This is a genomic window from Devosia sp. (assembly GCF_017307495.1).
In the GTDB taxonomy this organism is placed as follows: domain Bacteria; phylum Pseudomonadota; class Alphaproteobacteria; order Rhizobiales; family Devosiaceae; genus Devosia_A.
On the sequence record NZ_JAFKHE010000008.1, the window covers coordinates 1 to 11,157 of the forward strand.

The window sequence follows — 11,157 nt, forward strand, 5'->3', positions numbered from 1 at the left end:
TTATCCTGACTCTGTGATCCTGTCTCAGAATCAGGCATGGGGAGGCATCATCGGCGGCCCGGTGAGGCTCTTCAGACGTCCGGGTCAAGCGTTCCCGCAGCGTAAGCGAGGACAACGCTTGACGCGGCGGCGACTCCACAAGCTTGTTCATGGGGTGCAGGCAAAGTCCTGCACCCCTGCCACGCGGCGAGCGGGAGAGCGCGAGGGGAACCCCTCGCATTCCAAACAAAGAAGTTGCGCCGAAGGCGCTCCGTTCAGGTATCGTGCGTGCAGTTGTATTTTACCGATCTTGGCGCTGTTTCGCGCCCGCTTTCCATTGATGGTTTCGCAACGAACATTGCTTCCGGCGCGCTCGACATCGCCGAGCGCGCCGGGCTGATCGACGGCATGCCGTTCATCCTGATGGATGACGGCAGCTATGATCTCGATCTCAACCGCTTCCTCCGCGCCTGTCCCACCATGGGTGCACGCTCGCCAAACACCTGGCGCTCCTACGCACGGGATATTCTCGTGTGGGCGCGGTTCCTCAGCGAACGCCGTGGCGGCAAGACGGTCTGGCAGGCTGATCGCCATGATGTGCTGGCGTTTCATCGGGCACGGCGCCTATCTGACGCGCCATACCGCATTTCGGCGTCGAGCTGGAACCGGAGCGTTGCAGCGCTTGAGAAGCTTTATCGCTGGGCCGTCGAAGAGGAGATCATCACGACCTCGCCCTTCGGCTATGGCTTCGCGCTGCGGCGGGCGGCCGGGATGCGCGCCATGGTGGCCGTCACGACGAACCGGGCGCGCGAGCGCGCAGTACGTCGGCACGATACCCGATACATCGATCTTGGCCGCTACCTGCTCTTTCGCGACGTCGGGCTGAGAGGACGTCTGCCCGACGGCTTCGAGGATCCGGCGTGGCGTGGCCGCAACGGCGAGCGGAATGCGCTGTTCGCCGAGCTTCTCGTCACGACCGGTTTGCGACTGACCGAGGCCGGCAGCCTGCTCCTGACGGAGCTTCCGCACCCGGCCGAGCCTGGATCGCGCTCAGTGCCGTTCGATCTTCCCGGTCCGATCGCGAAGGGCGGACGGCCCCGACGCATCCGTATCCCCCGAAGGGTACTGAGGATGATCGCCGACTACGTCGATTTTGAGCGCACGATCTCCGCCTCCCGGTCCGAACCGGCAGTGTCTGATCCGCTCTGGCTGATGCCGGAGGACAGGAAGGCAAGAGACGCCGCAGGCAAGCGTGTTCGGCTCGACCGGCTGACGCCGCGCGAACGCCGGTGCGTGCTGGTCGGCGCCCCCGGGTCGGCGCAGCATGCCGTGCTCTGGCTGACCGAAGGCGGCCAGCCTGTACCTTCGGCCACCTGGGAAGCTGTTTTCCGCCGGGCCTGCGCCCGCTGTCGCCGCTTCGGCATCGAGATCGACGTGACGCCGCACACGCTGCGGCACACCTTCGCCGTCAACATGCTCTCCATGCTGATCCGCGAACAGATCGGCGTGGTCTTCGATCCGCAAGATCGGCACGGCGCAGCCTATCGGCGGATCCTTGGCGATCCGCTGCAGAAGCTGCAGCACCTCCTGGGACACGCGAGCGTGACCAGCACCCACATCTATCTCGATAGTCTTGCCGAAGCGCAGGAGCTGGTCGACGCGGCCGCGGACCGCTGGGCCGACGACACGGCCGGAGATGCCGCATGACCGCCGCGACGACTGTCTCAGTGCGGCGGCCGGGCCGCCGTGCGCTGTTTCCCGAGGCGTTGCCCGATCCCGAGGGCGAGGCCGCCACTGCGATCGGGTCGCTGCGCTTCACCGTCATGCTGGCGGACCGCAGCAAGACAATCGACCTGACGAAGCTCAGCGGTCGCAAGGCACTGGCCCGGACTTTTGCCGGCACGCTCTGGCGCGCCTGCCAGGTCGGGGGTCCGGCCGGTTCGATCTCGACGGCCTCCGCCTATGCCAATGCGCTCCGGATGTTCTGGCGGTATCTCGACGCCGTCAGTCCCCACGTCGTCAGTTTATCCGACGTGAGCGCCGCCTGCATCGACGGCTTCGATGCCTGGATGGAGGAGAGCGGCCTGCATCCCAATCACCGGCTGCAAAGGATGAGCAAGGTGCTCAACCTGCTGCGGCTAGCCGAGGCCGCCGAGCCCGGCCACCTGCCGCCCGATGCGTCGCGGCGGCTGATGTACACGAGCGACCGATCGGGGGTGCGCGCCCGGCCACGCGATGCCTATGGAGACGATGTCGCTACGGCGTTGCGGACCGCCGCGCGCACCGATCTCGCCGCCATCATCCGCCGTTTCGCCGACGCAGATCGGATGCCAACGGTCGAGGATGCCGATCGAAGCAGCACTCTCGCGGCGGCACACGCGGCGACCATGGCGGCGCTCGATGCGGAAGGCGTCATCGGGCACCGGCACACCCGCTTCAAGCGGCTCTACACGCTCCGCCGTGAGAGTGGCCTGCCGAATGATCGCCTGATCCACGATCTGCATGGCCGCCGGCACCTGCTCGCCGCCGACCTCGTGTCGCTTATCGTCCTCGTTTCGCTTGACACCGGGCTCGAGATCGAAGCGATCAAGGACCTGCGGGCAGATTGCCTGAAGAATCCGGCGGGTGGCTATGTCGAGATTGAGTATTGTAAGCGCCGGGCGCGCGGCGCCGAGTGGAAGCGGCTGCGCGTGCGCGACGGTGGTTCATCAACACCGGGCGGCTTGATCCGCAAGGTCCTGCAGTGGACCCAGCCGGCCAGAGACAAGCTCGGTAGCGACACGCTCTGGGTACATTACACCTGGGGCCGCATAATCCCACGCACGCTTAGCATGAAGGAGCCTGTAGCTTCATGGACCCGCCGGCACGACATCCGCGATGAACAGGGCCAGCCCCTTCGTCTGAACCTGACGCGCCTGCGCAAGACCCACAAGGCGGCATGGTATCGGCGCACGGGCGGCCAACTCGATCGCTTCGCGGTCGGCCACACCGCCGCGATTGCGGCCAATCACTACGCCGACATTCCCGCACTTCGCCATGTCCACGAAGCCGCGATCGCCGACGCCATGAGCGATGCACTTGACGCTGCCTTGCGTCCCTGCGTGCTATCGCCGGACGAGGAAGCGGCCGTCCGGGTCGATCCCGACCACGCAACCGATCTTCCCGTTTCCGGCGCCGCCGCCGTCACCGCATTGTTCAGCGGCGAGCAGGATGTTTGGCTCGCGAGTTGCGGCGGGTTCTATGCGAGCCCGTTCGGCACAGAGGGCGAAGCCTGTCCGTCGCCCTTCTGGGGCTGTCTCGAATGCAGCAACGCGGTGATCACCGCCCGCAAGCTGCCTGCCCTACTGTCGTTCCTCAGCTTCATCCGAACGCAGCGACAAGCGCTCACCGAAGCCGACTGGACGACGAAGTTCGGCCGCGTTCATGACCGGATCGCCGATCAGATCCTGCCCCGGTTCAGTGATGCCGAGATCGAGGAGGCACGACAGGCCGCGGCTACGGACCCGAAGCTGATCTACCTGCCGCCTGAAGCGGGAGCGCCATGATGCCAGCACCGATCACACTTCTCGCTCAACCGTCTTTGCCTTCGGCCGTTTACAGTGACGACGAGCCTGTGCTGGCTGGCGTCGCGATCAGGGACGATGCCGACCGGGCGCAGCTTCCCCGCTTTGGTGACGATCACTGGGATTTGAGCGCCGCCATCTTCAGGGTGAACGCCCGCTACAGCAATTACCGGCTCAATTTCGCCCGCATCGCCGATCCGGCCACGCGCCGTCTGGCAAAGGAGTATGTAATCGCTCGTCTGCGCATCCACGTGCCGGGATATCGTGCGCCCTGCGGGGCAACCTCGGCAATCCGGCTTCTGCGCTACCTCCAGCACTTTGCCGCGTTCCTTCGGACGCAGATCGGCGCCGTCGACCTCGGCCGCGTCGACCAGGCTCAGCTCGACGCCTATCTGGTGCATGCGCGCGTCGGCGGCCGGAGAACGCCGCATGAGGCGGTGAAGTACGTCGAGGTGCCTATCGACCTGCACCACCTGGCGCCGTGGCTGACCGGCGGCGGCATCGGCTTTCTGCCGTGGCGGGGGCGCGCCGCGCACTGCGTCGCCGGCCGGCCGCCGGCGCCTGCCGAGAACGCCACGCCGCGCATTCCCGAGCCGGTCATCGGCGCCATGCTTCGCTGGGCGCTCAAATATGTCGAGATCTACGTACCCGACATTCTCGCGGCGCGGGCTGAGCTGGACGCTCTCGAGGCCGGCTGCGCCCGGCTGATGGCGCGCGATGCGCGCACGGGTCGGGCCGTCGCCACGACCTATCGTGCCCGCGTGGCAAAGTGGCTCGACGTGCGCCGGGCCGCCGGCCGAGGCGTGCCAATCTGGGAGCGCGCGCCCAACGCCGCCCGCCGGATCGACCCGCAGACCGGCGCAGAGCTGCCACCGTACAATCTCCATTTGATGCGTCTGTATGCCGGCGCGCCGGAGAGCGGGCGCGTCAGTCAGTCCGAGCCGACTGCGCGACTGATCGAACAGCTGGTTGCCGAGTTCGGAACCGAGGTCGGCGGTCTCGATACTCCGATCTCCATCGACCCGGACACTGGCCTGCCATGGCGCGAGCGCTTCGACAGCCTCAGTCTCGCCCGCGAGGAGCGGATGCTGCAGGGCGCCTGCTATCTCGTCTGCGCCTACCTTACCGGCATGCGCGACAGCGAGGTTCAGGCGATGCAGCCGGGATGCGTGTCGCCGGTGCGCAGCGCCGACGGCCTGGTCGAACGCTATCGGGTGCGCAGCACCGTCTACAAGCGCCATGGACCGCGCGGTGTCACCGCCGACTGGATCACCATCGAGCCGGTCGCCCGCGCTGTGGAAGTCATGGAGGCGCTCTCGGCGCGCAATCGCAAGGAGAAGGGGCTCTCGTCCCTGTGGGTAACCCTGAAGGACTGGCCCTGGAGCGCCGACCACCTCGGCATGGGCGCAACGACAACGCTCAATCTGTTCCGTGACGGCCTCGACGCGCGTTCGGAAGGCGAACCGGCCATCCCGCGCATCGGCGACGAGCCCTGGAGGTTCACGACGCGGCAGCTGCGCCGCACGGTCGCCTGGTACATCGCCAACCGGCCGTTCGGCACCATCGCCGGCAAGATCCAGTACAAGCACGCCTCCGTCGCCATGTTCGAAGGTTATGCCGGATCAAGTCAGGCCGATTTCCGCCTCGCCGTCGAGCGTGAGCGCGCGCTCGGGCAGCTCGACGACATCGTTGCCCATTACGAGGCGTTCCTTCGCCAGGAAGGTCCGGCCGGACCGGGTGCGGTCCGATTGCGACGGGAATTCGCCCGCGTCCAGGACGAGCTCGGCGATCTTCCCGGCCGGATCATGGAGCGCAAGCGGCTGCGCACCATGCTTGCCCATCTCGGACGGACGCTGCACGTCGGCTTCCTCAACGACTGCCTCTTCGATGCGGCGACCGCCCTATGCCTCGCCGGCTCCACGGATTCCGAGCAAACGGCGCCGGCGCTTTCCCGGTGTAGTCCCGATCGCTGCCCGAACGCTTGTCTGACCGCCCGGCATCGTGAGCCGTGGCTGGCTTCGATCGCCGAGGGCGAAGGGCTGCTTGCCGACCGGCGCCTGTCGCCGTTGCAGCGCGAAGCCATAACCCGCGACAACGAGCGCAAGCGCCGGCTCATCGCGCCGCTCGTGGACGGTGAAGCATGAGCGCGCTCGGCGCAAAGAGCGAGGCGGCGTTGCGGGCGGCGATGGCGCGGCTGCTCGACGGCCGCCCCGAGCGCACCGACGGCGCGCTGACGGTCTCCAATCTCGCGCGCGAAGCCGGCGTCAGCCGGGCGACGGCGAACCGTGCGGCTGATCTTCTCGCCGAGTTCCGGGCGGCCGAAGTGCGTCACCGGCAGTCCTCCCCGAGGGCCCTCAAGGAGCGCGTCCGTGCACTCGAAGCCGAGCTGCGCGCCGTGCGCGGCGCCGAGATCGCCGAACTGCGCGGCATCGCCCGCACGCTCGCCCAGCACATCCAGGTGCTGACGCTGCAGGTCGCCGAGCGGGATGCGGTGATCGCTGGTCTGCGGGACGAGCTTGACCGATCGCGCGAGGCCAAGGTCGTTCCGCTGCGACACCGGCCGCGAGACGGCTCCGACTGAGAGCCGCGCCACATCCCTGTCGACGGCCGGTTTCTGCGGTCGTCGGTCACGGTCGCCTCCTTCAACTCGCCCGTCGAGGCAGGGCTCGGGTGTGGCAGACGCTGCCAGCCCATCAACCCTGTTCCGCACCAGCACCGAGAACAGGGTGTGACGGGCCGGCTTCCCGCGTCTGCCCCTGCCGCCTCGCCCTCGACGGAGAGGGCGAGCTGAAGGAGGCACCCATGACCACAGATCGCAACCGCCAGACACCGACCGATATCTACGAGCGCGTCACCAGCCAGATCATCGCCGCCATCGAAGCCGGCGCCGGCGACTACCGGATGCCCTGGCATCACGACGGATCGGCCATCACAACGCCCGTTAACGTCGCCTCAAGCAAGGCTTATCGCGGCGTCAACATCCTCTCGCTCTGGGCCGCGGCCCACGCTGCAGGCTATCCCGCCGGCATCTGGGGCACCTATCGTCAATGGCAGGCGCTCGGCGCTCAGGTTCGCAAGGGCGAACACGGCCACCTCGTGGTGTTCTGGAAGACCACCGACCGCCACGACGAGGCGGACCCCCAACACGGCGACGAGGATCGAGACGAGCCCGCCCGGCGCATGTTCGCTCGCGGCTACACCGTCTTCAATTGCACCCAGGTCGACGGCTACACGCCGCCATCGATGCCGGCGTTGTCCGAGGCCGAGCGCATCGAACAGGCCGAACGGTTCTGCGCCGCCCTCGGCATCGACATCCGCCACGGCGGACCACAGGCCTACTATCGCCCGTCTACCGACCATGTGCAGATGCCGGAGTTCGCCTGCTTCCGCGACGCGGTCGCCTACTACGCCGTGCTCCTCCATGAGTGTGGTCACGCTTCCGGAGCAAAGCATCGCCTCGACCGCGCCCTTTCCGGACGATTCGGTTCGGCCGCTTACGCCATGGAGGAATGCACAGTCGAGCTCTTGAGCGCGATGATCTGCGCCGATCTCAACCTCAGCGTCGAGCCGCGCCCCGACCATGCCCGCTACATTTCCTCCTGGCTCGAGGTGCTGCGTTCCGACAAGCGCGCCATCTTCACCGCCGCGGCGAAGGCGCAGCAGATCGCCGACTGGATGCACGCGCAGCAGGCCGGCGCTCGCCAGCATGAGGTCCGGGGCGCCGCATAGGCGCCCCTCAACTCGATCAGTTGACAGTTCGCTCCTGGAACAGCGTCTCGATCAGCGGACATTCCGGGAGCGTGCCGTCGCCGCATTGGGCAACGACGTCCTTGAGCACCCGCTCCATCCGCCTCAAGTCGGCGATCTTTGCCCGCACATCGTCGAGATGCGCGGCGGCAACGGCGCTCGCCTCGGCGCAGGGTCGATTGCGCTCGTCGACGAGACGCAGGAGCTCGCGGATTTCGTCCAGGGAGAAGCCGAGCTCGCGCGCCCGCAGGACGAAGCGCAGCCGCCGCTCGTGCGTGTCGTCATAGCTTCTGTAACCCGCCGTAGTGCGCGGCGGCTCGGGCAGAAGGCCGACCTTCTCGTAGTAGCGCACCGTCTCAAGATTGCAGCCCGTGCGCCGGGCAAGCTCGGCCCGCTGCATACCTCTCACCCCGGCGTGATCGCGCATCGCAAAAACCCTCTTGACCCTGTAGTTGCTACAGACTGCACATTAGCGCTCGGATAGGAATTCGGCAAGGAAAGCGTGGCCCGACATGAATGCATCACGACATGGGACTTCAGATGTCACACCGACTGTGGTCAGCCTGACGACGTCGCAGCGTGGCGAGGAAGCGCGGCAGCGCCTGGTCGCCGCCGGTGGCATTCTCGGAGCGCTCGCCGCCTCCTCCTGCTGCATCATTCCGCTCATCCTGTTCAGCCTTGGCATCGGCGGCGCCTGGATCGGCAATCTGACGGCGCTCGCACCCTACAAGCCCTTCTTCGTCGCCGGGACTACAGGTGTTCTCGGCTACGGATTCTACCTCGTCTACTGGAAGCCGCGGCGCGCCTGTGCCGACGACGCTGAGTGCGCGCGCCCTGTCCGCAGTCACCTCGTCGAGATCGCACTGTGGATCGCAACGGTTCTCGTCGCGGCCGCCTTCGCCTTCGACTACGTCGCTCCGCTGCTGCTTTCCGCCTGACACCGAGAGGAGACCCATCTCATGAAGAGTTTGAGTGTTTGCACCCTGATAGGCTCGCTGATGCTTGCCCCGGCCGCCTGGGCTGGCGAGCGCACCGTCACCTTCGCCGTCGACAACATGACCTGCGCCACGTGTCCCTACATCGTCAAAACCACGATGGCGGCTGTCTCTGGCGTCGCCAATGTGACGGTCTCCTTTGAGGCGAAGACGGCAACCGTGACCTTTGACGATGCAAAGACAAACCCGGACGTGATCGCGGCAGCCAGCATGAATGCCGGCTACCCGGCCCACCCGACGAAGCAGGGCGGCTAAGATGACCGACCCCGCCCTCGCCCGTGCCGGCATGATCGGCGCGGTCCTCGCCGCGATCTGCTGCGCAGCGCCGCTCGTCGCCTTGAGTCTGCCGCTCGCTGGTGTTGGCGCCGGGCTGGCTGGTGCGGGTCTGGTGGTGCTTCCGCTGATGGTCGTGGGATTGGGTCTGCTTGCGTGGGGCCTTCATCATCGCCGGGCAAGAGCCGCGGCCTGCAAAACAAACATCCACAAGGAAGGCATGAAGCCATGAACGACTGCTGCGCATCCTCCCCCTCTCCGGGCAAGGCTGGCATCTCTACGCCTGCGACACCGCCGAGCTTTGCCGTGCGGCCGGGGGTGACCTTTCCCGACTGGTCGGTCGTCAGATCGCCGGCGGTCCGCGACGCCCTGCAGGCGATGGTCGGCTCCGACCATGTGCTCAACCGCTGGAGCGGCTATGATCCCGCGACGGACCGCGTGCGCGTCGCGCTGCTTAAGCTCTATGCCGAAGACGGACGAGGCCCGACCACGGGCGCGCTCGCGGAGCGTGCAGAACTCAGCGAGACGGCCATCCCGTCTCTGCTCGAAGAACTGCGTCGGCGCGACCTCGTCGTCCTCGACGGCGAGCGCATCGTCGGTGCCTATCCCTTCACCGACCGGGAGACGGGCCATCGGGTCACGTTGGACGGACGCGTTCTTAACGCCATGTGTGCGGTTGACGCGCTCGGCATCGGCGCCATGACCAATCGTGACATCGCTATTGCCTCGCAATGCCGCCATTGCGGCGCGCCGATCCGGATCACGACGCGGGAGCAAGGACGGGCGCTGGCCGAGGTCGAGCCGACGACGGCGGTCATGTGGCAGAGTGTCCGCTATGAAGGCGGCTGCGCGGCGAGCTCGCTCTGCGCGACGACCGCCTTCTTCTGCTCCGACGAGCATCTATCCGCCTGGCGCGACGACCGTTCCGCCGACGAGCCGGGTTTCCGGCTGTCGATCGAGGAAGGACTGCAGGCCGGCCGCGCCCTATTCGGACCGAGCCTTGCCGGTCTCGATGTGGCGTCCAAGAGTGCGGCGGCCGCCGAGCACCCTCTCCGCGCCAATGGCCGCAATGGCGGCGCCTACGACCTCGTTGTGATTGGCGCCGGCTCGGCCGGCTTTTCCGCCGCGATCACGGCCGCCGATCAGGGCGCCCAAGTCGCGTTGATCGGCAGCGGCACCATCGGCGGCACCTGCGTCAATGTCGGCTGCGTACCATCGAAGACCCTGATCCGCGCCGCCGAGACGCTGCACAACGCGCGCGTGGCGGCGCGTTTTGCCGGCATCACGGCGGAGGCCGAACTGACGGACTGGCGCGGAACCATTCGGCAGAAGGACGCGCTCGTATCCGAGCTGCGCCAGGCCAAATATGTCGACCTGCTTCCCGCCTATAATGGCATCGCCTACCGCGACGGGCCGGCGCGCCTGTTCGACGGCGGTGTCGAGGTGAACGGCACGCGCATTCCCGCCGGAAAGATCGTCATCGCCACCGGCGCGCGGCCGGCGGTCCCCGCCATTCCCGGCATCGAGGCCGTGCCGTATCTGACCAGCACGTCGGCCCTCGACCTCGAGGAACTGCCGCACTCGCTGCTCGTCATCGGCGGCGGCTATATCGGTGCGGAACTCGCCCAGATGTTCGCCCGTGCCGGCGTCAAGGTGACACTCGTCTGCCGCTCGCGCCTGTTGCCTGAGGCCGAGCCGGAGATCGGCGCGGCGCTGACGGGGTATTTCGAGGACGAGGGCATCACCGTCGTCTCCGGCATCACCTACCGCGCAATCCGCACGACCGGGGGCGGTATCTCACTGACTGTCATGCGCGACGACCAGGATGTCACGATCGACGCCGACCAGGTGCTGATTACCACCGGCCGCACGCCCAACATCGAAGGCCTCGGCCTTGCCGAGCACGGGATCGCCGTCTCGCCGACGGGCGGCATCGTCGTCGACGACCGCATGCGGACGACCCGAGCCGGGGTCTATGCCGCCGGCGACGTTACGGGCCGCGACCAGTTCGTCTACATGGCCGCCTATGGCGCCAAGCTCGCGGCAAAGAACGCCCTCAACGGCGACAGCCAGCGCTACGACAACAGTGCCATGCCGGCCATCGTGTTCACCGATCCGCAGGTGGCGAGCGTCGGGCTGACCGAGGCCGCCGCGCACGCCGCTGGATATGCGGTCCGAGTGTCGACGATCGGCCTCGACCAGGTACCCCGTGCGCTTGCCGCCCGCGACACCCGTGGGCTCATCAAGCTCGTCGCCGACGCCGGCAATGGTCGCCTGCTCGGCGCCCATATACTCGCGCCCGAAGGCGCCGACAGCATTCAAACCGCAACGCTGGCGATCCGGCAGGGCCTCAGCGTCGCCGACCTCGCCGACACGATCTTTCCATACCTCACCACCGTCGAGGGTCTGAAGCTTGCGGCGCTAGCCTTCGACAAGGACGTCGCCAAGCTGTCCTGCTGCGCCGGTTGAGCAGGCTCGAGGGTCTCTAGGCCCTCGAATCTGTCTCATGCGTCGAGGTCGAGCGGAAGCGCGTGTGTTTTCAGGCAAATGCCGCCGCAAAATCCGCCTGAGACAGGTTGACTGTTCAGATAAATCGCCGA

At 67.1% G+C, this 11,157-nt stretch carries 10 protein-coding genes; 9 read left to right on the plus strand and 1 reads right to left on the minus strand.

The genetic code is table 11. The annotated features are described in order from the left end of the window. Positions 1-267 precede the first annotated feature (267 nt). From J0I99_RS00205 to J0I99_RS00225, 5 genes are all read left to right on the plus strand, one after another. On the plus strand, positions 268-1,686 hold the full coding sequence (locus tag J0I99_RS00205; RefSeq protein ID WP_024899013.1) for a site-specific integrase: 1,419 nt from the start codon (positions 268-270) through the stop codon (positions 1,684-1,686). After that, positions 1,683-3,524: a hypothetical protein gene (locus J0I99_RS00210; protein ID WP_024899012.1), complete on the plus strand. Its 1,842-nt coding sequence runs from the start codon at positions 1,683-1,685 to the stop codon at positions 3,522-3,524. The genes J0I99_RS00205 and J0I99_RS00210 overlap by 4 nt, the downstream gene beginning before the upstream one ends. Beyond that, positions 3,524-5,686 (plus strand): hypothetical protein, encoded by a 2,163-nt coding sequence (locus tag J0I99_RS00215; protein ID WP_291395064.1) that lies wholly within the window; start codon positions 3,524-3,526, stop codon positions 5,684-5,686. The genes J0I99_RS00210 and J0I99_RS00215 overlap by 1 nt, the downstream gene beginning before the upstream one ends. Beyond that, positions 5,683-6,123, plus strand: coding sequence for a hypothetical protein (locus J0I99_RS00220; protein WP_024899010.1), 441 nt, complete (start codon positions 5,683-5,685; stop codon positions 6,121-6,123). The genes J0I99_RS00215 and J0I99_RS00220 overlap by 4 nt, the downstream gene beginning before the upstream one ends. Positions 6,124-6,344: 221 nt before the next feature. Beyond that, positions 6,345-7,271, plus strand: a complete 927-nt coding sequence (locus tag J0I99_RS00225; protein WP_024899009.1) for a zincin-like metallopeptidase domain-containing protein — start codon at positions 6,345-6,347, stop codon at positions 7,269-7,271. A gap of 16 nt (positions 7,272-7,287) precedes the next feature. Here the strand turns inward: J0I99_RS00225 and J0I99_RS00230 are convergent, their stop codons facing one another. Continuing rightward, entirely contained in the window at positions 7,288-7,716 is a 429-nt protein-coding gene (locus J0I99_RS00230; RefSeq protein ID WP_024899008.1) for a helix-turn-helix domain-containing protein, read from the minus strand. 85 nt (positions 7,717-7,801) lie between these two features. Between J0I99_RS00230 and J0I99_RS00235 the strand changes: the two genes are divergently transcribed. The 4 genes from J0I99_RS00235 to merBA are packed head-to-tail and all read left to right on the plus strand — an operon-like array spanning position 7,802 to position 11,026. Further along, complete coding sequence (locus tag J0I99_RS00235; RefSeq protein ID WP_024899007.1) at positions 7,802-8,227, plus strand: mercuric transporter MerT family protein; 426 nt, start codon at positions 7,802-7,804, stop codon at positions 8,225-8,227. Positions 8,228-8,248: 21 nt separating this feature from the next. Further along, a complete protein-coding gene (locus J0I99_RS00240) occupies positions 8,249-8,539 on the plus strand; it encodes a heavy-metal-associated domain-containing protein (protein ID WP_024899006.1) in 291 nt (96 codons plus the stop codon). 1 nt (position 8,540) lies between these two features. After that, positions 8,541-8,789, plus strand: coding sequence for a hypothetical protein (locus J0I99_RS00245; RefSeq protein WP_024899005.1), 249 nt, complete (start codon positions 8,541-8,543; stop codon positions 8,787-8,789). Further along, positions 8,786-11,026 carry a bifunctional organomercurial lyase/mercury(II) reductase MerBA gene (gene merBA, locus J0I99_RS00250; RefSeq protein WP_024899004.1) on the plus strand — a complete coding sequence of 747 codons (2,241 nt, stop codon included), beginning with the start codon at positions 8,786-8,788 and terminating at the stop codon, positions 11,024-11,026. Before J0I99_RS00245 ends, merBA begins: the two co-directional genes overlap by 4 nt. Positions 11,027-11,157 lie beyond the last annotated feature (131 nt).